General features: G+C 33.6%; 26 protein-coding genes and 1 riboswitch. Of the genes, 9 read left to right on the top strand and 17 right to left on the bottom strand.

Going from position 1 to position 23,341, the window contains the following annotated elements; all coding sequences use genetic code 11:
- Positions 1–43: 43 nt before the first annotated feature.
- From queC to coaA, 4 genes are all read right to left on the bottom strand, one after another.
- The gene (gene queC, locus A9G48_RS04150) at positions 44–700 is read right to left on the bottom strand and encodes a 7-cyano-7-deazaguanine synthase QueC (protein WP_034943238.1); all 657 of its coding nucleotides are present in this window, start codon (positions 698–700) and stop codon (positions 44–46) included.
- Between the two features lie 27 nt (positions 701–727).
- Positions 728–1,201 carry a preQ(1) synthase gene (gene queF, locus A9G48_RS04155; RefSeq protein WP_034943240.1) on the bottom strand — a complete coding sequence of 158 codons (474 nt, stop codon included), beginning with the start codon at positions 1,199–1,201 and terminating at the stop codon, positions 728–730.
- Positions 1,202–1,204: 3 nt separating this feature from the next.
- Positions 1,205–1,249, bottom strand: a riboswitch (PreQ1 riboswitch).
- A gap of 124 nt (positions 1,250–1,373) precedes the next feature.
- Complete coding sequence (locus A9G48_RS04160) at positions 1,374–1,826, bottom strand: DUF1090 domain-containing protein (protein WP_051824979.1); 453 nt, start codon at positions 1,824–1,826, stop codon at positions 1,374–1,376.
- Positions 1,827–1,842: 16 nt separating this feature from the next.
- Positions 1,843–2,778, bottom strand: a complete 936-nt coding sequence (coaA, locus tag A9G48_RS04165) for a type I pantothenate kinase (RefSeq protein WP_034944588.1) — start codon at positions 2,776–2,778, stop codon at positions 1,843–1,845.
- A 170-nt stretch (positions 2,779–2,948) separates the two neighbouring features.
- Here coaA and yihI point away from each other — a divergent pair, with 170 nt between their 5' ends.
- Together yihI and hemN are read left to right on the top strand one after the other, a co-directional pair.
- The gene (yihI, locus tag A9G48_RS04170; RefSeq protein WP_034943242.1) at positions 2,949–3,440 is read left to right on the top strand and encodes a Der GTPase-activating protein YihI; all 492 of its coding nucleotides are present in this window, start codon (positions 2,949–2,951) and stop codon (positions 3,438–3,440) included.
- A 298-nt stretch (positions 3,441–3,738) separates the two neighbouring features.
- Complete coding sequence (gene hemN, locus A9G48_RS04175) at positions 3,739–5,109, top strand: oxygen-independent coproporphyrinogen III oxidase (protein ID WP_034943244.1); 1,371 nt, start codon at positions 3,739–3,741, stop codon at positions 5,107–5,109.
- Between the two features lie 44 nt (positions 5,110–5,153).
- Here hemN and rsmC read toward each other — a convergent pair whose 3' ends face one another.
- Positions 5,154–6,194 (bottom strand): 16S rRNA (guanine(1207)-N(2))-methyltransferase RsmC, encoded by a 1,041-nt coding sequence (gene rsmC / locus A9G48_RS04180; protein WP_065575816.1) that lies wholly within the window; start codon positions 6,192–6,194, stop codon positions 5,154–5,156.
- Positions 6,195–6,282: 88 nt separating this feature from the next.
- On the opposite strand from rsmC, the gene A9G48_RS04185 reads away from it, so the two are divergent.
- The 5 genes from A9G48_RS04185 to cyaY all read left to right on the top strand — a co-directional run bounded on the left by A9G48_RS04185 (position 6,283) and on the right by cyaY (position 9,200).
- Positions 6,283–6,684 carry a DNA polymerase III subunit psi gene (locus A9G48_RS04185; RefSeq protein ID WP_051824981.1) on the top strand — a complete coding sequence of 134 codons (402 nt, stop codon included), beginning with the start codon at positions 6,283–6,285 and terminating at the stop codon, positions 6,682–6,684.
- Complete coding sequence (gene rimI / locus A9G48_RS04190) at positions 6,659–7,144, top strand: ribosomal protein S18-alanine N-acetyltransferase (RefSeq protein WP_034943248.1); 486 nt, start codon at positions 6,659–6,661, stop codon at positions 7,142–7,144. Before A9G48_RS04185 ends, rimI begins: the two co-directional genes overlap by 26 nt.
- Positions 7,141–7,776: a thiamine diphosphokinase gene (locus A9G48_RS04195; protein ID WP_034943250.1), complete on the top strand. Its 636-nt coding sequence runs from the start codon at positions 7,141–7,143 to the stop codon at positions 7,774–7,776. The genes rimI and A9G48_RS04195 overlap by 4 nt, the downstream gene beginning before the upstream one ends.
- Before the next feature lie 71 nt (positions 7,777–7,847).
- A complete protein-coding gene (locus A9G48_RS04200; RefSeq protein ID WP_034943253.1) occupies positions 7,848–8,651 on the top strand; it encodes a hypothetical protein in 804 nt (267 codons plus the stop codon).
- Positions 8,652–8,894: 243 nt separating this feature from the next.
- Positions 8,895–9,200: an iron donor protein CyaY gene (gene cyaY, locus A9G48_RS04205; protein ID WP_034943255.1), complete on the top strand. Its 306-nt coding sequence runs from the start codon at positions 8,895–8,897 to the stop codon at positions 9,198–9,200.
- 85 nt (positions 9,201–9,285) lie between these two features.
- On the opposite strand, the gene uvrD is transcribed toward cyaY, so the two are convergent.
- The 7 genes from uvrD to lptM all read right to left on the bottom strand — a co-directional run bounded on the left by uvrD (position 9,286) and on the right by lptM (position 16,474).
- Positions 9,286–11,499, bottom strand: a complete 2,214-nt coding sequence (gene uvrD, locus A9G48_RS04210) for a DNA helicase II (protein WP_034943258.1) — start codon at positions 11,497–11,499, stop codon at positions 9,286–9,288.
- 187 nt (positions 11,500–11,686) lie between these two features.
- Entirely contained in the window at positions 11,687–12,400 is a 714-nt protein-coding gene (gene yigB / locus A9G48_RS04215; protein WP_034943260.1) for a 5-amino-6-(5-phospho-D-ribitylamino)uracil phosphatase YigB, read from the bottom strand.
- A gap of 2 nt (positions 12,401–12,402) precedes the next feature.
- Positions 12,403–13,323, bottom strand: coding sequence for a tyrosine recombinase XerC (xerC, locus tag A9G48_RS04220; RefSeq protein ID WP_034943263.1), 921 nt, complete (start codon positions 13,321–13,323; stop codon positions 12,403–12,405).
- Positions 13,324–13,332: 9 nt separating this feature from the next.
- Entirely contained in the window at positions 13,333–14,052 is a 720-nt protein-coding gene (locus A9G48_RS04225; protein WP_034943264.1) for a DUF484 family protein, read from the bottom strand.
- Positions 14,053–14,175: 123 nt separating this feature from the next.
- Positions 14,176–15,000, bottom strand: coding sequence for a diaminopimelate epimerase (gene dapF, locus A9G48_RS04230; RefSeq protein ID WP_034943266.1), 825 nt, complete (start codon positions 14,998–15,000; stop codon positions 14,176–14,178).
- A 70-nt stretch (positions 15,001–15,070) separates the two neighbouring features.
- Positions 15,071–16,321, bottom strand: a complete 1,251-nt coding sequence (lysA, locus tag A9G48_RS04235) for a diaminopimelate decarboxylase (protein WP_034943269.1) — start codon at positions 16,319–16,321, stop codon at positions 15,071–15,073.
- Between the two features lie 12 nt (positions 16,322–16,333).
- Entirely contained in the window at positions 16,334–16,474 is a 141-nt protein-coding gene (gene lptM / locus A9G48_RS11150) for an LPS translocon maturation chaperone LptM (protein ID WP_080715838.1), read from the bottom strand.
- Positions 16,475–16,699: 225 nt separating this feature from the next.
- Between lptM and A9G48_RS04240 the strand changes: the two genes are divergently transcribed.
- Positions 16,700–17,035: a zinc ribbon domain-containing protein YjdM gene (locus A9G48_RS04240; protein ID WP_034943272.1), complete on the top strand. Its 336-nt coding sequence runs from the start codon at positions 16,700–16,702 to the stop codon at positions 17,033–17,035.
- A 479-nt stretch (positions 17,036–17,514) separates the two neighbouring features.
- Here the strand turns inward: A9G48_RS04240 and A9G48_RS04245 are convergent, their stop codons facing one another.
- The 5 genes from A9G48_RS04245 to A9G48_RS04265 form a co-directional block, all read right to left on the bottom strand.
- A complete protein-coding gene (locus tag A9G48_RS04245; RefSeq protein ID WP_034944593.1) occupies positions 17,515–18,402 on the bottom strand; it encodes an L-ribulose-5-phosphate 3-epimerase in 888 nt (295 codons plus the stop codon).
- A gap of 95 nt (positions 18,403–18,497) precedes the next feature.
- Positions 18,498–19,142: a 3-keto-L-gulonate-6-phosphate decarboxylase UlaD gene (locus tag A9G48_RS04250; RefSeq protein ID WP_034943275.1), complete on the bottom strand. Its 645-nt coding sequence runs from the start codon at positions 19,140–19,142 to the stop codon at positions 18,498–18,500.
- Positions 19,143–19,162: 20 nt separating this feature from the next.
- A complete protein-coding gene (locus tag A9G48_RS04255; protein ID WP_034943277.1) occupies positions 19,163–19,855 on the bottom strand; it encodes an L-ribulose-5-phosphate 4-epimerase in 693 nt (230 codons plus the stop codon).
- A gap of 3 nt (positions 19,856–19,858) precedes the next feature.
- A complete protein-coding gene (locus A9G48_RS04260) occupies positions 19,859–20,332 on the bottom strand; it encodes a PTS sugar transporter subunit IIA (RefSeq protein ID WP_034943279.1) in 474 nt (157 codons plus the stop codon).
- Positions 20,333–20,357: 25 nt separating this feature from the next.
- Positions 20,358–22,124 (bottom strand): PTS ascorbate-specific subunit IIBC, encoded by a 1,767-nt coding sequence (locus A9G48_RS04265; protein WP_065575817.1) that lies wholly within the window; start codon positions 22,122–22,124, stop codon positions 20,358–20,360.
- 440 nt (positions 22,125–22,564) lie between these two features.
- Here A9G48_RS04265 and ulaR point away from each other — a divergent pair, with 440 nt between their 5' ends.
- The gene (gene ulaR / locus A9G48_RS04270) at positions 22,565–23,326 is read left to right on the top strand and encodes an HTH-type transcriptional regulator UlaR (protein ID WP_034943282.1); all 762 of its coding nucleotides are present in this window, start codon (positions 22,565–22,567) and stop codon (positions 23,324–23,326) included.
- Positions 23,327–23,341: the final 15 nt, after the last annotated feature.

Raw genomic sequence — 23,341 nt, forward strand, 5'->3', positions numbered from 1 at the left:
CCTTTTTAATGGGGTGAGAGAAACCAATGATAAATGAATTAATTTATTTAGCTTGAGCCATATATTCTTGTAGGCCCTTATTGCGCAATAAACAACTTGGACACTTACCACACCCCCCTTCAACACCGTAATAACAGGTATGGGTATGTTTTTGGACATAATCAAGATAACCTAGTTTATCAGCCATTTCCCACGTTTGCGCTTTGGTCAAATACATCAGCGGAGTGATGAGATTAAACGCATAGTCCATGGCTAAATTCATTGATACATTCATTGATTTAATAAAAACATCACGACAATCTGGATAACCACTAAAATCGGTTTCACAAACTCCAATAATAATGTCAGAAATTCCTTGCTGCTTGGCATGACAGCCTGCTAAAAGTAAAAAAAGCATATTCCGCCCATCAACAAAGGTATTGGGGTAATCACCATCTTGAGCTGCTTTAATTTCTTGAGCGTCATCAATCAACGCATTATTTGTAGTTTGTTTGATAACTGAAGTATCAATGAGGGTTTGCTCAATACCAAGATCATCAGCGATCCATTTGGCTTTTTCAAGTTCTATTGCGTGACGTTGACCGTAGTGAAAACTGATTGCCTGAACATTTTCACGTCCATAATCAGCAATGGCTTGCAGTAAGCAGGTGGTTGAGTCTTGCCCACCAGAAAATATAACTAGTGCTTTACGAGTTTGCATTAACTGTTCCTGTTAGGATAGATTAAATTAGCGATTATCCACTTTTTCTGGATACATGTCGTGATTGGCTAATCGATTAGCCGCAACTTGTTCCCAATGAGTACCTGATTTGCCATAATTAGCATAAGGATCAATCGAAATGCCACCTCGCGGAGTGAACTTTCCCCAGACTTCAATATATTTAGGATCCATCAATTTAATAAGATCTTTCATAATGATATTAATGCAATCTTCGTGGTAGTCACCATGATTACGAAAGCTGAACAAATAGATTTTTAACGATTTACTTTCGACCATTTTAATATTCGGCACGTACGAAATATAAATTGTCGCAAAATCAGGTTGCCCCGTGATAGGACAAAGGCTAGTAAATTCTGGACAATTAAATTTAACAAAATAGTCGTTATTCGGGTGTTTGTTATCGAACGTTTCGAGTATTTCAGGACAATAGGTTGTTGGATAGCGAACAGACTGATCGCCTAGTAGTGTAATTTTACTCATTATTTTTCCTTAGTTTTTTAGCGTGGGAGGTTCACGAACCACGTAACAAGACGCACACCATACTCTTTTTTAATAAAAAAGTCTAGCTAGGATAAGATACCATGCAAAAGACTAAATACCCCCATCGTCAGTAATCAGTAATGGGGGTTATAATTAAAACGTCATTATAGAATCAGTGAATTAAGCTATTAGTTGGTTTATTTGCTTCAAGCTCTTTATAAAATTTAGCTAATTCAGCTTTAACTTCATTAAGTTCTTGTTCGGCATCAGCTAATTTTATTTGTTGCTTAGTAATTTTTTGTTTATCACCTTTTGTTTTTGCTTGAGCCAATTCTTGGGTTCTTTTGGCTACTTTATCTGTCTTTTCTTGGATTTTTTTCTTATATTTTTCTTCTAAATCTTTATTTAAACAATGATTCTTAATATCTTTTAATATTTTTTGAAGACCTTCAACCTTATGGATATTATTGTGATTTTTTGCTTGTTCAATTCCGACCTCAATAGCCTGTTTTTTTCCTTCACAGGTGAGTCCTTCTACATGATCAGAGGCATAAATGCCAAACGGAAATGAAATAACCAAAGCGATAATACTTAATTTGGTCACTGCTTGAATTACTGACTTCATATAAACTCCTATTAATTTATTTTCTTAACTGAATCAAATCAACTTTGTGATCTTTACCTTTAGTTAAAATTAAGCTGGCTCTTTCTCTAGTTGGTAAAATATTTTCAATTAGATTTAATTCGTTAATTTCACACCAAAGGCGATTAGCAATATTGACCGCTTCTTGTTCTGGTAGCTGTGAATAATGGTTGAAATAAGAGTTAGGATCACTAAAAGCCCCTGCTCTAAATTTTAAGAATCGACTCACATACCAATCATGTAACAATGCTAAATCAGCATCAACATAAATTGAAAAATCGACATAATCAGACACAAAAACACGATTATTGGCTTGGGTATAGTTTATAGTGCCTTGTAAGACATTTAATCCTTCAAGAATTAAAATATCAGGACAATCGATAACAATTTCTTCACCTTCGACAATGTCATAAACTAGATGTGAATATACTGGCGCTTTGACTTTATCTTGTCCTGATTTGACATCAGCAACAAAGTTAATAAGTTTTTTAATATCATAAGATTGTGGAAACCCTTTTTTATTCATTATTCCACGCTCTTCAAGCCATCTATTTGGATATAAAAAACCATCGGTGGTAACCAAAGCTACCTTGCGATGTTCAGGCCAACGGGTTAATAATGCTTGTAACACTCGAGCAGTAGTACTTTTACCTACAGCAACGCTACCTGCAATGCCAATAATATAGGGCGTTTTTTGACTTTTACTTAAGAATTTAGATAAAACAGCTTGCCGATTAAAATTATTGCTGATGTAATAATTAAGCAATCTAGATAAAGGTAAATAAATTTCACTCACTTCATTTATAGATAAATCTTCATTAATACCTTGCAACGAGACTAATTCATCTTCTGTTAAAGTCATTGGCACAGTACTACGTAAACGAGCCCATTCTTGACGATTAAATTTGAGATAAGGGCTTAAGTGATTTTTCATTTTATATTGTTCTCTAATTCGATCTAACAAATTTATTTGACTCAGATTATACATAAATTTCTTTTTTTACAATCTTAAATTAGCATGACTTGTTCATCATAGCTATATTTTGGACTTACTGATAAAATATGTTTGTAAAATGATTAACCATAATATTAGATAGAGATTTTATGTTAAAAAACAAATCAAAACAGAAACCCCAAAAAAGTCGTCAAGAGATTAATGAAGAATCTCGAGAACTGAAACGTAAACGCAAACATAAGGGCTTGCCGAGCGGATCACGTTTTAATAATGGCGGGCCCAACAAAAATAAAAACACTCCAAAAGAGTTAAAGGATCCCCGTATTGGGAGTAAAAAACCTATTTCGTTAATTATTGAAGATTCTAGAAATATAGAAAAGCGGGTTAAGCAACCTAAATCAATAAAAACGGTTTTATCGCCACAACAAGAATTAGAACAATTAGAAAACGATCCAAAATTAGATATGTTGCTTGATTTAGTTGAACAAAATAACAAACTAACTAAAGAACAACAATCCTACCTTGACAGTAAATTAAATCGAATCGACGAACTGATGCAAGAGCTAGGCTATACCGATGATGAGTTTGAAGATCAAGACGAAAAAGAAGAAGATATTGTTAGTTTTTTAAAACGCAGTTAATGACAAAAATATAAAATTATTTGTAATAGTGTTTTTCAATATGGGCAGGACGGTAACTTTAATGATTAAATTTCTGCCCGAAATTTAAATCCTATAAATTGATAACTTAAAAGCGAGTAAGCCGTAATGCCAATATTAATTATGTTAAGTTTATATTTTGGGTTATTAATTTGTACATTGTTATATTTAAATAAAACAAGTCGCATTAAAATTAAAAACAAAATTAGAAATCAGCAAAAACCAATATTAAAACTTCATAAAAACAACAGCAAATACAGATTTAAACGGAAGTAATTAGATGAGCAATACGCAATTATGGGATCAAGCATTAATTGAAAAATATAACTATTCTGGTCCAAGATATACCTCTTACCCTACTGCACTTGAATTTAATGAAAACTTCAGCGAGCAGGATTTTTTATTAGCAACAACCGCTTACTCTACAAAGCCATTATCGCTTTATGTACATATTCCGTTTTGTCATAAGCTTTGTTATTTTTGTGGTTGTAATAAGCTCATTACTCGTCAAATGCAAAAAGTTACCAAGTACCTTGATATTTTAGATATTGAAATTGCCAACCGTGCAAAATTATTTGATAACCGTACAGTGACACAAATGCACTGGGGAGGGGGTACACCAACATTTTTAACAAATGATGAAATATCTCGCTTAATGGCATCACTAAAAAAGCACTTTCATTTTGCAAATAACGCGGAACTATCAATCGAAATCGATCCTCGTGAAATTACCCCCGAAACTATCGATCATTTAGCCCATGTTGGCTTTAATCGATTAAGTATGGGCATTCAAGACTTTAATGATGAAATACAAAACCTAATCAATCGAAAGCAGGACGAAAACTTAATTCGCGCACTAATTGAGCAAGCGCGTAAAAACCATTTTCATTCAATTAGTTTAGATCTTATTTATGGCTTACCCAAACAAACTGTTGTTAGTTTTACTGAAACATTAAATAAAGTCATTGCTATTTCGCCCGATCGTTTAAGTGTATTTAATTATGCCCACTTACCAAGCCGTTTTGCTGCCCAACGTAAAATTAAAGATGATGATTTGCCTAATGCCAATCAAAAATTACAGATTCTACAAACGAGTATTAAAAAGTTAACTCAAGCGGGTTATCAATTTATTGGTATGGATCATTTTGCAAAACCTACTGACGAATTGGCGATTGCCCAACAAGAAAATAAATTACATCGTAATTTTCAAGGCTATACAACACAAGGAAATGCGGATTTACTTGGACTTGGGGTATCGTCTATTAGTATGCTAGGTGATAGTTATGCACAGAATCAAAAAGATCTAAAACAATATCAAAGCCAAGTAGAAAATTTTGGAAATGCACTATGGAAAGGATTTAATTTAAGTTTAGACGATAAGATGCGCCGTGATGTAATTAAACAACTTATCTGCCATTTTTATTTAGATAAAAAAGCCATTGAACAGCAATATCACATTCAATTTGATAGCTATTTTGCTGAAGATTTAAAACTGCTTGAACCATTGCAAAAAGATGGATTAGTAACAATTAATGAGCAAGCGATTATAGTCCAACCCAAAGGGTATTTGCTAATACGCAACATTTGCATGTGCTTTGATATTTATATGCGAAAAATGGCACGGCAACAGCAGTTTTCTCGGGTCATTTAATATAGTTTTAATTAACTCAAGGTTACGACTCTAGTCGTAACTTATTAGTGGCTGGCTAAATAAACCTTAAATTTTGTCGTTTGTGCAATCACTTCAACACTTTTGAATGTTTCATCTAAGATGGTTTGATACGGTAAAAATGAATTTGCCACAATGCACAAATAACCATTTAATTTTAGATGTTTTTTCGCTTCTTTGATTAGCGTATTGACGGCCGTGTAATCAGTCTGTTTTCCATCATGAAATGGTGGATTAGAAACAATTAAATGATATTTATCATTTAGATTAGAAAAAACATCACTTGCCACAACCGTTGCATTAACATTATTACTATTTAACGTGGCTTTACTTGATTCAATTGCCGCACTGCTTACATCAGATAACGTTAGTACAATATCAGGGGATAATTTACCTATCACCGTGGATAAGATGCCTGAACCACACCCCACATCTAATACATTACCTTTAATAATATCAGTACGATCCATCAATGCATTTAACAGTAATTCACTACCAGCATCTAACCCTTTTTGGCTAAATACACCTGGCAAACTTTTAATTTCGATATCTTGATTTTCAATAGTTAAATGATAACTTAGCCACCATTCATCAAGATCAAAGGCTAAACGGTTTTCTGCCTGAAAATGATATAAACCACAACGTCTTGCGCTATCTATTTTTTGAATTGTTCCAAAATCGCCTAATAAAGATTCAACACTTTTTACGCCTGTGCGATTTTCACCAATAATAAAAATATCACTCCCTTTAGGCATATTATGTAATAAATACGATAGCTGAAACTGCGCTTCACTTTTCGTTTTGGGCCAATAGTAAATCAGTGTGTTTATTCCAACGTAAAAATCCGCTTCTGGCAACAATGAAAAATAGGTATGATTGCCTCGTGCACTAGCTTTTAGACGTAAATAAGTATGAAATTGTGTGCAATGAATCTTAACTTGATTTGCCGGCATAATAGATGGGTAATTATCCTGAATATCACCAGCTATCAACACATTTTTATCGTTAAAAAACGTTTGGTGACGCTCAAGTACTTGACTTGCTGGGGTAAAAGCAGATGTTGCCATATTTCCTCAATGAAAAAACTTTATAAATTGATGCATTGATTATACAATTAACTATCTTTAATCTCTAATAAAAAACAGTAAGTCAATAATGACACTACAAGATTGGTATCTAAAACAGTGCAACATAACTCAATACGTTTTGAGGAATGCTAATGCTTTCAAAGGTGAAATAGCGACACAAATAAATGAAGAAATTAGATTGATTGTGGTTGCAGAGCAAAAACCAACACAAAAAATCTATTATGATATTTTAAATGCTATTCATCTAACTGAAGAACAAGTGTTGTTTTTAACGCCACAACAACTAATTATACCTGCAGATGAAATTAAAAAGGTAATTTGGTTTATTAATATTACGCCAGATGAATCTTGGAAGAATTCATTGATAATTCAAACAATTAACTTAGATCTTCTTGCTAAAACACCACAACAAAAACGCCTACTTTGGCAACAATTATGTCAATATGAAAACTATTTCTCCCCTAACTGAACATGATTTAATAAATGCTTTTGAATTAGAACTGATCTGTCATGAGATACCTTGGTCAAAACAGACGTTCTTTTCAAACCAAGGTGATCGCTACTTAAATTTTAAAATAACGATTGGTAACCAAATAGTGGGATTTTGTATCTGCCAACAAGCAGCTGATGAAGCAAATTTATTTAATATTGCAATACATCCCGATTTTAGAAAACAAGGACTAGCAAAAGCTTTACTCAATCATTTGATACAAGAATTACTAACTATGGAATTATCTTGCCCTATTTCAACGCTTTGGCTTGAAGTTAGACAATCAAATACACCAGCAATTAGGCTATATCATGCGCTAGGTTTTAACCAAATCACGGTTCGAAAAAATTATTATCCGACCAAAGACAGCAAACAAGAAGATGCAATTATTATGGCTTATTCATTAGATTTATATCCCCCCATAAGGATGGTGCAATGACACAAAATAAAGCCTTACTACTAGTTAATGGTGAACCACCAATACGCTACCCAAATGACATAAGTAAATATAATTATATTGCCTGTACTGACGGTGCTTACCATAATTATTTGTTTAATTTACCAATCATCCCTGATTTTATTATAGGCGATTTAGATAGCTTAAACTCCAATTGTGTGATTCCTAATAAAACTGAGATTATTCATACACCAGACCAAAATAAAACGGATTTTGAAAAAGCAATTTTATTTCTTATTAATAAGGGTATAACCAAATTTGATGTTTATGGCGCTTCCGGTCATGCCAGCGATCATTTCTTAGGTAACCTTTCCGTCGCTATGCAGTATTATCACCAATATCAAATAACTTTTTATGACAATTATTGTCACTTCTTTTTTGCAAAAGATCATCATAAAATTATTAATATAAAAAATCATATAATCTCATTTATGCCTCTTTCCGAGGTTACAGATTTAACCATTACAGGGGTTAAATACCCTTTAATTAAACAAACATTGTCTTTAGGAAAGTTCGTAAGCTTACGTAATAAAGCAACATCTAGCTCAGTTGATATCATTTTTGAAAAAGGAGATTTACTTGTTTTTATTGAAGATGTTAATTTGGAAGATTGACATCAATGTTTACGATAAATTACTATGACATAGTAATTTATTGGATGAAATATTAAATATAGGAAACTACCATGCTATTAAAACAAATTTCCATGCTGCTTTGTGCATCATTTATATCTTGTATGGCATTTGCTCACAGCAAAATCAATACAAATGATACCAATAATATAATGGATGCATTTTTAGAATGTGATAATCAATTTTTTGAAAAATTAGCTAAATATAAGAAACCATTTAGCAAATATGTTACTTTAACAACTGATAACGATGTTACATATATTCCCGTCGAATCCATTAAAGATACAAATAGAAATAAAGTAATGTTCAAAAAACCATTTAAGTATCATGGGTTAACAATAACAGGATATCAAAATATCTATATTTCAACATCTTCTTCTGGCGAATTTTATTATTGGGGATTTATTATTGATAATAATCTTGAAGATGCTAAAAAAGCTTTGAATAATGTTAATTGGCTACAATTCAATTTTGAAATTTATACTGCAAATGCTAAAATGCTAGATCTTAATTCTAAGCCACCAGTTTGGCAAGATAATCCTCATTCTATTGATATGGCCTTTCCAAGACGAAAAACAATTGAAAAAGCACTTTATTTAGAAACTATAACGGAAGAACAAAGCAGGTTAACTTGCTCAATTCAAGGTGATTTGAATAAAGAAGTTTTATATGCAACTCGCCCTGATATAAAATCTATCGAAGCAAAGATAAAAACTGAAATTGATGAAAAATTAAAAGCTATTGAGTTATTACAAGTGCAGCAAGAGCAAGATAATCAGCCTAATGAATTACAAAATATTTCTGAAAATACGTCTGATTTATCCGAAATTGGTAAAAAGCAAGAAGACGAAAATTAGATAACCAATTATTGCGATAAATATTTTTTATAAAACTCGTTCACTTGATATGGGTTTATTAGCAAAGCCTTAATCAACCGTTGTTTTTAAAGTATACTATTTTATATTTTTCAAAAAATTTTAAAAAAAATCAAATAAAAAGCCAATCAATATCTTACAATATTCCTATCATTGTATGATGACAAATAAGATTGGTTTATGCTAATATCTTTGCATTACAGAGATTGAGTCGAATATATAGTTATGAACATCGCGCAATTTTATACTTTAACAGAGCAACTCTTTAATAGGGTTGAACGAACTTTAGATAATTATGCTGATGAGCATAATATCGATTTAGACTATGAAACCAACGGAAATGTCATTACCATTAGTTTTCCCAATAATAGTAAAATTATTGTTAATACGCAAGAGCCCCTTTTTCAAATTTGGCTAGCTACACATCAGCAAGGATATCATTTTGATTATGTGGATAATCAATGGATTTGTAATCGCTCGGCTCGCACCTTTGATGAGGTTTTCTTAGAATCATTAAAAGATAATAGATAATTACCGAAATTCTTAGAGAGCAATATTTAATGCATTGCTCCTTGTTTTTATAAGGAACTTAAGTAAGCTAAAAACCCCAATTAGCTTAAATTAAGGTAAGATTAGCCAGTTTTACCACTAGCCATTTTACTCCTTCGTTAACAAAAGCAATTTGAACACGTCTATGGTCTCCTTCCCCATCAACGTTAATAATTGTTCCCTCGCCAAAACGATTATGCATGACTTTTTTGCCTAATATATAACCGTCGCTTTCACGGCTTTTTTCTATATAAGATTGTTTACGTTTTTCCTTATTTATGTCTTTACATTTTACCTCTGGTGTGACTAAAATCCCTCGATAACTGATTTCAGTTAATCTATCAATAGGCAGTTCAGTTATAAATCGGGAAGGCAGGTTTCGCTCTTCACGTCCATAAAGGCGCCTTGATTCACTTAATGACAATGTTAAACGTTTTCGTGCTCTTGTTATACCAACATAGGCTAAGCGCCTTTCCTCTTCCAATCTATCTGTTTCTTGTATAGAGCGTTGTGTTGGGAAAATACCTTCTTCCAACCCAACAATGAAAACATTATCAAATTCAAGTCCTTTAGCTGAGTGCAATGTCATAAGCTGGACGGAATCTTGCTCTTTTATAAAATTTCCACTTTCAAGTGATGTGTATGATAAAAATGATTCAAGTACTGTCAGCGTTTTTCCAGTTTCATGATCTTCAATTACTGTATTTTCATTGTTATGGTAAAATTGTTCAGCAGCTGAAATCAACTCCTCAAGATTTTCTAGCCTTGATTGCCCTTTTATACCTGGTTCTTGCTCATACATTTGAAGCACGCCTGATAATTTAATAATCATATCAAGTTGTTCATAAAATGGCATTGTGACAACGTCATCATAAATTGAGCCAATAAGCTCCAGGAAACGGCTAATTCCAGATCTTTGTCTTTCCGTAAATCCACCCTTTTGAATTAACAATAAACAAGCATTCCATAATGAAATACTATTTTGCTTTGCTGTTAGTCTAACTTTATCAAGGGTAACATTACCTATACCACGAGTTGGCGTATTAATCGTTGCTTCAAATGCCATATCATTATCATGATCATGTAATAATCGCAAATAAGCCAACGCTAATTTCACTTCTTGTCGCTCATAAAATCGAATAGAACCATAAATTTGGTATGGTAATCCAGCTTGTAACAAAGTATCTTCAAATAGACGAGACTGAACATTATTGCGGTATAAAATTGCACAACTGGCATATTTGTCACCCTCATCATGGCGCTTTTTTATTTGACCAATAATAAATCGAGCTTCATCAATATCATTAAATCCAACATACAACGAAATCTTTTCGCCTTCCCCTCGATCTGTCCATAAATTTTTACCTAACCGATTGTGATTTTTGGCAATAAGTTTATTTGCTGCATCTAAAATAATACTGGTAGAACGATAATTTTGTTCTAAGCGGATAATTTCAGTTTCTGGATAATCATTAATAAATGCTTGTAAATTATCGGCGTTAGCGCCTCGCCAGCTATAAATTGATTGATCATCATCGCCTACAATCATAACATTAGCTGCTGTGCCTGCTAATTTTTGTACCAATTGATATTGAATCTGGTTAGTATCTTGGAATTCATCAATCAAAATATTTGAAAAACGATGATGACAATAGTTCAAAACCTCGTCATCACGACAAAGTAATTCGTATGTTCTTAAAATTAATTCTGAAAAATCAACGTATCCTACCCTATCACAAATGGCTTGATAATCGCGATAAATGGTTTGCCACATCATTTGTTTAGGATCTTCTGGTATCATATCACTAGCACGTAAACCTCGCTCTTTTTGATTAGAAATAAAGTTAGCACATTCCTTAGCAGACCACTGCTTTTCATCAATTTTTAACTCACGAAAAATTCGCTTTATTAGGCGCATTTGATCTTCCGAATCGATAAGCTGAAAATTAGATGGAAGGTTAGCTTGCTGAGAAAACATACGCAATAAACGATGCGTTAACCCGTGAAATGTACCAACCCACATGCCATTAAAATAGCCTTCCCCCATTAAGGCTTGAATACGTTCTTGCATTTCAGCCGCAGCTTTATTAGTAAAAGTTACAGCAAAGATCGAGTTTGGCGAATATTTTTTTTCAATACAAAGCCATGCAATACGATGAACTAATACCCTAGTTTTACCACTTCCAGCACCAGCAAGCACTATAGTGTATTGATTATCATTTGTGACGGCATTTTTTTGTTCAAAATTAAGATCGTTTAATAATGATTGTTTAATTTCCATTATGTTGAAACCCATTACGATAATAACAATTTTTAATCGAAATTGATGTCCAAAGTATTATCTATACGTTTATTATCTTTCAATATTTTGTTTGTTGGCTGTCGGCAAACAGGATATCAAGATAGGTATTTTATTAAATGCAATAAATGATTACATTTATTTTACTGTCTATTTATACATATGTAAATTATAGCAGATTATCTAATTCTAGCAATTGGCTTATTTCAACATGTGGTAAACATCTTGCCTCAGTAAGATGGAAAATATCTTGCTGAAAAATGTTGATCCAGCATGCTAAAAAACCGCTCTTAATTGCCCCATTCACATCAGTGAATAAATTATCTCCAATATGTAAAATTTGATGAGCAGGTACCTTTAACTGTCGTACAGCTAATTCAAATATTTCAGGAAAAGGTTTTGAACGGCCGTTCGCACCCCCTCGCAATGAAAATTGAAAATAGTGGCTTAAACCTATTTGGTTAATGTCAACATTACCATTTGTTATTACCGCCAGAGGTATTTTGGTTGCTAACTTGGACAGTAATACATGTGTTGATTGGGGTATCTGCATTTTATGTCGCCAAAAATTAAAACATGCCATTGTTTCATTAATCATGTTTTCTATCTTTGACGCTGGCCATCTAGCTTTAGTTAATAATGATTTAATTGTTGCAATTCGCCAAACGATAACATCATGATAAATCTCTGGGTTGGCATTTAGCACTCTTTTTTTTTCAGTATAAAGATCAGAAAGAGTAATGTGCTGCAATTGATCATAATGCTGAAGTATTTTTACCATCTCTTCTTCAGCCCTTTCAACAATCATGCTGTTATTATACAATGTATCGTCGAGATCAAAAGTCATCGCTTTTATAGCATTTAAGGATCGATAAAATCGCATCGCTATTTTCCTCTTTTTGCTCTTGGGTGAGCTAAATCGTAAACTTCTGACAGGTGTGAAAAATCCAAGTGAGTATAAACCTGAGTTGTTGATAAATCGGCATGTCCTAATAACTCTTGCACAGCACGTAAATCTCGGCTTGACTCTAACATGTGGGTGGCAAATGAGTGACGTAATTTATGTGGATGAACATGAGAACTCAAACCTTGTTTAACCCCTATTTGTGCAAAACGTTTTTCTACATTACGGGGGGAAATCCGGCGACCTAATTTTGATACAAATAAAGCATCACCTTGAGGTCTTAAAAAATCTCTCATTGAGAGCCAGTTTTTAATCCATTTTATGGATTCTCCGCCTAATGGCAGCTTACGCTCTTTACCGCCTTTCCCCATCACACGAATCTCACCGTCAGTTAGGTTTAGTTCTCGGCAATTAATATTAACCAATTCAGATAAACGCAACCCAGACCCATACATCACTTCAAGCATTGCCCTATCACGAACAGAAAGAGGATCATTATATTCAATATTAAGCAATTGGTTAATCTCATCAATATCGATATTTTTGGGAAGGTGTTTACCTAATTTAGGGTTTAAAATTCCCCGTCCTGGATTTGCCTTAAGCACCTGTTTTTTTACTAACCAATCACAAAAACTCCGTAATGCAGACAATCTTAGGGATAAGCTTCTAGCTTGTAAACCAGTTTGTTTGCTACGACCCATCAATAAACGCACTACAGAAGTATCTAAATCTTGCCAACTTGAAATTTCAATTTCTTTTGCTAATGCAATAAGTGCATAAAGTTGGCGCCGATAATTGATTTGAGTATTGGTACTAAGCTGTTTTTCGGACTTCAAATAATTCAGGTATTCCTCGACAGGTTGTGTAAGTAAAGGGACTTGATCTTGAAGAGATTGAATCATAATTTTTCCTTACTTTATTCGCATAATCCACTTACCAATTAAAATTGGTAGTATTTCGCTTATTTTTTCCAATAACAATGTCCCTTGCCCTGCTTGATAATGCCTTGGGCTAGTACTAGTAAAAATTAAAATCCCTAAATCCCCAAATGTTCCCAATAGAGATAATGCTACCGATCCAACATAACCATGTTCAGGTAATAAAAAATCCAATTCGGTTGAATTTAAGGTGCCTAAATACTGTTTACTGTACTGTAAATGCCGAACACGAATAAAATCAAACCTTGATGAATTAATAGCAAAATGATGATAGTTTGATGGAGCGCCAAGTAACCATTTATCATCAAATAGATACAAATAAGCTCCACTAAGACCAAGTGATTTTGCCCAATTATTCAATGATTCTATTAATTCATTTAAATTCGATGTTTGAATAAGCTCAAGGTATAAATTAATAAGCTGGCTAAATAATAATTCGTTAGCACTCGCGTTCTCCATTAGTAAGGTAATTTCTGATTCTAATTGTTTTATTTTATTGCGTTGCCTAGCCATTTGCCACTCTGGCAATGAAATTCCACCCCGAATAGGATGTGGAACCCGCATTGATTCAATATAATTGGCATTACGAATAAAATAGTCTGGATTATCAATTAAATATTGATTAACAAGGTTATCATTTATTTTATTTGATAAAACTCGCTTTTTTTTATCTTGAGTATTTTGCTTAACCATAATCTATTCAATTAAATCCAAATATAAAGTGTTTTAAATTTAATCATAATATCTTATAATTAGATCCATTTTTTCTGTTCAAATCAGCTAATATAATACAAAAAAATAACGTAAAATTTTTGATCATATAGCGATAAATCCGTCATATACATGTGTTGCAGGTCCTGTCATATAAAGTGGATGATTCCCTCCTTTCCACTCAATAAGCAATTTACCACCAGGCAAATTAACCGAGACATAGTCATTAAGTAAACCTTGATTAATACCAACGGCAACTGCCGCACATGCACCACTGCCACAAGCCTGGGTTTCACCTGCACCGCGTTCAAATACGCGCAAATTAATATTATTACGATTAACTATATGCATAAACCCAATATTAGCCCGTTCAGGAAAACGCTCATGTTGTTCTAATAATGCCCCTAGGGATGCCACCTGAGCAGTAATAATATTATCAACTTGTATTATGCAATGAGGGTTGCCCATGGAAGCAACGCCACATAAAACTGTTTGTCCTTGTGCTCGAATAATATAAGTTTTTTCTTCTTTAATTGCTTTGAAAGGAACTTTACTTGGCTCAAAGACAGGCATCCCCATATTTACCCGTACAGTTTCATCATCATTAACTGTTAATACAATATTACCTTTCATGGTACTTACATTTAAAACTCGTTTTCTAGTTAATCCTTTTAAACGAACAAAGCGAGCAAAACAACGGGCTCCGTTGCCACACTGCTGAACTTCTGATCCATCTGAATTAAATATTCGGTAATGAAAATCACTATCAGGAGCATAAGGTGGCTCTACAATTAGCAACTGATCAAATCCAACGCCAGTATAGCGATCTGCTAAACGTTTTATCGTTTCTACCGAGAGATGAACATTTTGCGTTACCGCATCTATGACCATAAAATCATTTCCGAGTCCATGCATTTTTGAAAAGTTCATCGTGATTTACCTTATATTATAAAACGCTATTATCTTTTAATTTTACTGTTTGCTTATTGGCTAAAAATTATCAAACAATCTCTCCACGCCATAAATCATCAAATGATTCACGCTTACGAATTAGTTTATGCTGTTGTTCATCAACCAACATTACTTCGGCCGGACGTCGATGACTGTTATAATTGGAAGCCATACTAAACCCATAAGCGCCAGCACTACATACAACAAGTAAATCATCTTGTTTAATAGAAAGCTCTCTCTGATAAGCTAAAACATCGCTTGATTCACAAATCGGTCCAACAACATTGTAAATATATTTTTCATCATCAACTTGTGGTTCTAATTCTGGCAAAACTTTCATCCAAGCTTTATAAAGTGATGGGCGAATTAAATCATTCATACCTGCATCAACAATAGCAAAATGATTATTATCTTGATGTTTGAGATATTCCACTTTTGTAATTAATAGACCTGCATTAGCAACAATTGACCGACCTGGTTCAAATATGATTTCAATACCCTTATAATTTGCTAACTTTTTGACTAATTCCTTAACAAGTATTGATGCTTTCGGCGGATTTTCATTATCATAACAAACTCCCAATCCTCCGCCTAAATCAATATGTTCAATATGAATATTGTTTGATTTTAGTTGATCAACCAATTTAAGTACACGATCGGCAGCATCTAGAAATGGAGATAATTCTGTTAATTGTGATCCAATATGGCAATCAATACCGGAAATTTTTATATTGGTTAACGTTTGGGCTTTACGATATACATCGAGTGCCAGCTGATAACTAATGCCAAACTTATTTTCGCGTAAGCCTGTTGAAATATAAGGATGAGTTTTGGCATCCACATCAGGATTAATTCTTAAAGAAATAGTCGCGACTGTACCCAAACGTTTAGCTACTTGATCTATACGGTATAACTCAGCTTCAGATTCAACATTAAAACACTTAATGTTAACTTGTAATGCCCGTTCAATCTCAACAATGGATTTAGCCACACCAGAAAAAACAATCTTTTTAGGATCTGCACCCGCTTTAAGCACTCGTTCCAATTCACCTTGTGAAACAATATCAAAACCAGCCCCCAATTTAGCCAATAAATTTAAAACCGATAAATTGCTATTTGCTTTAACCGCATAACAAACTAAATGTTTATAATTTGTAAGTGATCGTTCATAAGCTAAAAATTGCTTGACAATATAGTTTGCAGAGTAAACATACAATGGGGTACCATATTGCGCTGCAAGATCAGAAATTGCTACTTTATCAGCTTTTAAATGGCCGTTTTGATAATGTAAAAAATCCATTCATCTATCCCGCTAAGCGATTTTATCGAATAACTGTAATTGAGTTAATGCCATTGCCCCATTTGTAGGAAAATAAAGTGGACCTTTTAATCCACAACCAACTAATGACAGTATAAATAAAAGCATTGAAAGTAATTTAATAGATGGTTTCATACAACGTTCACAATTTTTATTTTTTATGATGCCACTATATTACACGATACCCCTATTCGTGCAAAGAGCAAATAATAAAGTCTTTATAATTAAAAAAACTGAATTTTTCATCAAATCTTTATATTCATGTTATTTTTTAGATAATAAATATAATGTATATAGTAATTTCAATAAAATTTGCATTACTTATGCTATAATCTAGTTTTTAAATAATTAGGAAACAAGATGGAATCAACAATTAACTGTCCCGATTGTAGTTCGGAATATACTTATCCTGATGGTAATTTAATTGTCTGCTCAATTTGCGCACATGAGTGGGATCCAAATCAAACAACTACTGAATCATCCCAATTAGAGGTTAAAGACAGTAATGGTAATTTACTTGCGGATGGTGATGATATTTTGCTTATAAAAGATCTCAAATTGAAAGGGTCTTCAACAGTTTTAAAAAAAGGAACTAAAGCTAAAGGTATTCGTTTAGTTGAAGGCGATCATGAAATCGATTGTAAAATTGACGGAATAAAAATTATGCTTAAAGCTTGCTTTGTAAAAAAAGCCTAATGCCTGCTTTGACACAAAGAGGACAAAGATAGTTAGAAAAAGCAAGACATAAATTCCAATAATATATAGAACTGAAAGAATTGAGAAATACTATATAACAAAATATGACATAATTATATTTGACATATTAAAAGATATTTTAAGTTTTCAATTTCAGAAAAAATATTGTTTTTCTCAATATATTAATCGGAAGTAAAAGCCTTCGCTCTTCCGATTCAATCCAAAAGGGTTAAGAAATAAAATAATACTTTTTTATATTAAATAACCTTTGATTTTTTAATCCATTGTCCTGTACTACCTAACTTTTAGATACGATTAAAACACTTAGAAAAGCCCTGTATAAATTTTTTCATGTCCAAATCCTCTTTTACTTTTATCATAGACAATTTCTTACTTTTAACGCTGCACTATATTTAGATAGTTAAAAATTATACAATTTTATCAATTAGGTAGAGCATTTAATAATAGCTAGATAACTATTAATTGTACAATTTACTAAATATAGGAAATTTCGCCTTTTGCCCTATTGTTTTTAACCTTTTTTGAGCAATCATGATATTTTCTTGCCATTTATCATCTTTTGCCCACATTTCAATTACCAATGGCGCAACATAATTCATGGTACGAAGTGTTTCAAAAATAGCGGCAAAATCAACTTCACCTTCACCAATGACTAGATCCCTAAATTGCCCAGAATAATCAGCCTTAACTTTAAATGTGTCTTTTAGATGAATTTGGACAATATGGTCACGACTTAACATAAGTTCAGTGCAAGTATCATAATTCCAACCAGTAATATTACCGACATCAGGGTAAGCCATAAAGTAAGGAGAATCGATATTTTTTTTGAGGATTTCGAATTTGCTTAAACTGTTAAGATACGGCGTATCCATAATTTCAACCGCTAACATTACCCCTGCTCGTTCTGCTTGCTTAACTGCCCACTGCATACCTTGAATAAAACACTGATGCGTTTGTAAGTCAGCAGGTTCATAATAAACATCATAGCCAGCGAGTTGAATTACTCTTATTCCTAACTTGTAAGCAAGCGTAATGGCTTTGTCCATAATGGTTTGGGCTTCACTACGGATATCATTATTGGCTGAACCAAATGGATATTTACGATGTGCACTTAGGCACATGGAATGTAGTGGAATTCCGATTTTTTCGCATTGATGTCTGAGTGAATAGATTTCATCGTCAGACCAATCTAATCGAGCTCGGCGCTCATTTGATTCGTCAATCGAAATTTCGATAAAATCAAATCCTAACTTTTTAGTTACTTGTAATTTATCTTGCCATGATAATTCATTAGGTAAGGCTTTTTCATAAATACCAATACGAGGAGTATTTTTGATTTGATACAATGTTTTTGATATATCTTTACTTTGCGGCATGGTGATAACCTATTTTTTATATGAAAAGAAATCATGTAGCCGATTTGTTCAGCTACATGCGGTTGTTACCAATATTTAGCGATCTGATCTCTTAATGCTTGTGCCGTTTTTTGGCCATTTTCATTAGCAAGTGCACGACCAGCAATAAAGGCTTTGGTTTTTATTCCTGCAAATAGATGGATATCTTCTGGCACAATTCCACCTGTAATTGATAGTTCAAGTCCTAAATCAGACAATTGACGCATTTTAGTTATATCATCTTCCCCCCAACCAATACCTGCTAGTTCTGCATCACGAGAACGATGGTATATGGCTTGCTTAATACCAAGTTTTCGCCAAGCTTTGGCATCATCTAAAGTCCAGTGACCATACAATTCGATTTGAATTTCACCGTTAAATTCATCAGCCACTTTTTTACATGCTTCTACAGTTGCAATATGAGCTGCAGCTGATACAGTTAACCAATTGGCTCCAGCTGAAAACGCCATTTTTGCCAATATCGCCCCTCCATCAGTGGTTTTTAAATCACACACTAAAATATGATTTGGGTAGAGTTCTCTTAACCGTTTTACACTTTGCATACCAGCACCAAACGCAAGAATGGTGCCAACTTCAATAATATCAACAAAACCTGCTACATTTTTTGCCACATCTAGTGCTGGTGCTAATTCAGTTTGATCTAATGCTATTTGTAATTTAGGTGCTGTCATGTTGTTCTCCTTGATATTTGTTATTTTTGACCGTAGTAAGCATTCTCACCATGTTTGCGAAAATAGTGCTTATCAGATAATGTTTGTTGTATTTTGATTGTTTGATTAAGTTGTCGAGTTGAAAGCGCCATCATTGCTACTTCTTCAAGTACTACAGCATTATGTACCGCATCTAGGGAGTTTTTCCCCCAACAAAATGGGGCATGACCTGATATGATAGCGCCAGGCATAGCAACAGGATCTAAGCCTCGGCGTTTAAACTCTTCTATTATTACTAATCCTGTATTTTTTTCGTAATCAGTTGTGATTTCACTATCGGTTAGTTCACGTGTACAAGGCACATCGCCATAAAAGTAATCAGCGTGAGTGGTACCCAGTGCTGGAATATCTAATTCTGCTTGAGCCCAAATGGTAGCGTAACGAGAATGCGTGTGCACAATGCCGCCAATTAGTGGAAATGCTTTATACAACTCAATATGTGTTGCTGTATCACTTGAAGGATTTAATTTTCCTTCTACAATATCCCCCGTTAGTGAAACAACCACAATATCATCTACCTTCATATTGCTATACTCAACACCAGAAGGTTTAATGGCGATAAGACCTTTATCGCGATCGATTTCAGATACATTACCCCAAGTGAAGGTTACCAAATTATATTTGGGTAGTAATAAATTAGCCTTTAAAACACGTTCTTTTAAAGCTTGGTACATAATTCAACCTCCATTTAAGGCTTGATCTATAACTAAATAAACGTCTTCTTTAGTGTTACAACGTCTTAATTTATCAAGATCTACTCCTATTTCACTATTTTCATCATCTAAGATTTGAGTTACTTCCATTAATCCTGCCATATGCTGATCAGATGTGCTACCGGCTAATGTCACTAAGACATCAACAGGCTCATCTTCGCCATCAAAATAGACTGGATTTTTTAAAGTTACCAAAGCAAAAGCCGTACGATTTACACCATCTTCAGGCCTTGCATGAGGCATGGCAAAGTTTGGTGCAATAATAATGTAAGGTCCCATTTTTTTGACACTGCGGATAATGGCATCGTAATAAGAAGGTTCTATTGCTTTAGAGGCAACTAACATATCAGTGCCCAATTTGACTGCTTCTTGCCAATTTGATGCCTCAGCTTTGAGTAAAATAGAGTTATTTTCAATTAATGATTCTTTTAAAGCCATGGTGTACTCCTTAAGTATTTAAAATCTATTTTAAAAGCACTTGTTCAATCAGTTTTATAAGCTCATCGCCAAAGGTTTGTGGGTTTAGCATATTTTGCACACCTAATGCATGTTGACCTTCATTAACTTCGATTTCATGAATCAGATGCTTAGAAGCGACGATGATATCGACATTTGGCAAACGTGATTTGTAATCTGTTACAGCACAGGAGTCCATTTCGTTTGGAATACCTTTTTTATTTAGATAATTGGCGATTTTCATTTTCATCATCATTGATGAACCTTGACCACTACCGCATACCGCTAAAATCCGCACTGGACGACCTTCACTCACAGCAACTTCATCCATTTTTTCAAGTACAGCTTCGTTAATATCTTGATGTTCATCGTTAATTTCTGGTTTTTTTTGTTGTATGGACTCTTCCTGGCGCAACTGTTTAGCAGCAAAAAACATGTAAATTAACGCAAGTGCTATCAGTACATAGATAAATAAATGAGAATAAGACAAACCTTGCAAAATCGGTGGGAATAAAATTGCCCAATCGGCCATTCCCATCCATGAATCAATTGGCGTGCCATTTTTAGCAAAGATATCGATCACCCAAGCAGAGCCTAATACCTCTATCATGCCCATAGCAAAACAGATTTTCATTACCGCTTTCCATCCACCGAAATGGTTAGCAAATACTCCGATAGTTGCATTAGAGAAGAACATCGGTATAAATCCCGGTATAATCATAATTGGCGATTTGAAGATAAGGAGCAAGCCAATCGCTAAGAATTGCCCTAATGCCCCCCAAATAAAACCAAATACCATCGCATTTGGAGAAAAAGCGTAAATTGCCGCACAGTCAATGGCTAATACTGCGTTAGGGATCAGTTTTTCTGAAATACCTTTGAAAGCTTCAGATAATTCAGCAACAAACATGCGTACACCACCAACAATAACTTGAATTGCGACGGCAAATTTAAGTCCTGTTTCAAAGATGTAGATAGTCCAATGAGTGGAACCTGCCATTGTTTGTAAATTATCTAACCCAAAGGAAAGTAATATAATACCGAAGAAAATCGTCATTACGATTGTGGTTGCAGCAATACTATCATGAAAAATATGTAACCATTTTGGTAATTTTAGATTATCAACTGTATCGTTTTTATCACCTAATTTTGGCGCTAATTTAACCGCAATCCAAGATCCTAGCTGTTGCTGGTGTCCTATTGAAAAGCCAGCTCCACCAGTTACCGCTTCGGTTGGCTTAAACATCATATTAGAAAATATTCCCCAATAAAGTGCGGTGATAATGGCCGAATAGATGATGGTTTCCCACATGCTGTAACCAAAAAGAAAGTAAAATAGTGCAATTAAACCAACCTGTTGGAACATAATATGGCCAGTTAACATAATAGTTCGAATACCGGTCAGGCGTCGAAAAATAACGAGTAAAATGTTGATAGCTAAAGCAAGTAAAACCGCATAGCCTACCCATGAGTAGTGTTCACCCATACCGCTTTCAACAGCAACCATTGATGCATAAGTATCAATAATCGAACCTTTAATACCATGATATTCAGCCAATTTGGCAATAACGGGTTTAAACGTTGATACTAAAACCCCCGAACCAACCTGCAATAACATAAATCCAACAATGGTTTTAATTGTGCCTTTTAACACGGTAGTTAGATCTTTACGTAACAGACAATAACCAAGCATTGTTACCAAACCAAGTAATAAAGGCGCTTTTGTCATCACTTGACTATAAAAAATATAAAATACGTTATAGATTACTTCCATATGTCCCTCTCATCAGTTATTGACATTTTTATTGCTCTAACAGCACTCATCCCTGATATCGAGTTCCATTTAAATGTCTTTCATCAAGTTTCTTACAGACTGTAAAGTGAATGAATGAAACACTGCTCACTTTACGTTATTGTTATTGTTCATCTTCATTAATAATATTTGTTATATTCCACAATCAAAATAAATCATTCAATGATTGTTTATGATTAGTTTGATAAAGATCACTGTTTTTAAAAAATCAACACAGCATCTGTGACACAGATCACAACCTGATAAAAAATAACAAGCAAAAAACAAAATTAAAACTATTATTATCAACACATTAAATAATTAAATAATGAAAGTTAAAATTATAATAATTGACAATAATACAAATGAAAATTATTATCAAAATGATCATATTTAATCATTTAATAATATAAGAGGAAATAATGAACGAAATCGCACGGCATAACGAAATGGTGGCATTAGTTAATGAAAAAGGCATGGTTAAAGTAACAGAATTAATTGCCAACTTTGCTATATCACCAGCCACAGCAAGACGAGACATTACTAAGCTTGCTCAGGAAGGGCGAGTTAAAAAAGTTCGTAATGGCATTATGCGATTAGAAGAAGTAAAACCAATCTGGGCACCGATTGACAACAACAATACCGATCACTATCACGAAAAAGCTCGAATTGCGATTCGTGCAGCAAAACTCTGTAGTAGTGACGAAAATATTGTCATTAACTGTGGTTCAACAGCATTTTTATTAGGCCGTGAATTATGTGGTAAGAATGTTTCAATTATTACTAACTACTTTCCACTCGCCTGTTATTTGATTGAGCATGATCATGAAAATGTCATCATTATGGGAGGGTTATACAACAAAACACAAAATATTATCCTTAACCCAGTTGCCAATATTACTGATTCTTATGCGGGCAAATGGATGTTTACTAGTGGCAAAACTTTAACGCCAATAGGTCTATATAAAAATGAAATTTTAGGTGCGGTTGCAGAACAGCAAATACTTGAACAAGTCGAAAAACTAGTTGTGGTAGTAGACAGTTCAAAAATTGATACTAAAGCCAATTCAGGCATGCTTTTTTGTCCAGTAAATAAAATTGATATTTTAATTACTGGAAAACAAGCTAATAAGGACGTGATCGAATGCATTAAGGAGCAAGGTGTTGAAGTTATTTTAGTTTAACTATTAAATTGTAAA

Source organism: Gilliamella sp. wkB18, from assembly GCF_001690875.1.
GTDB classification, from domain to species: Bacteria; Pseudomonadota; Gammaproteobacteria; order Enterobacterales; family Orbaceae; genus Gilliamella; species Gilliamella apicola_A.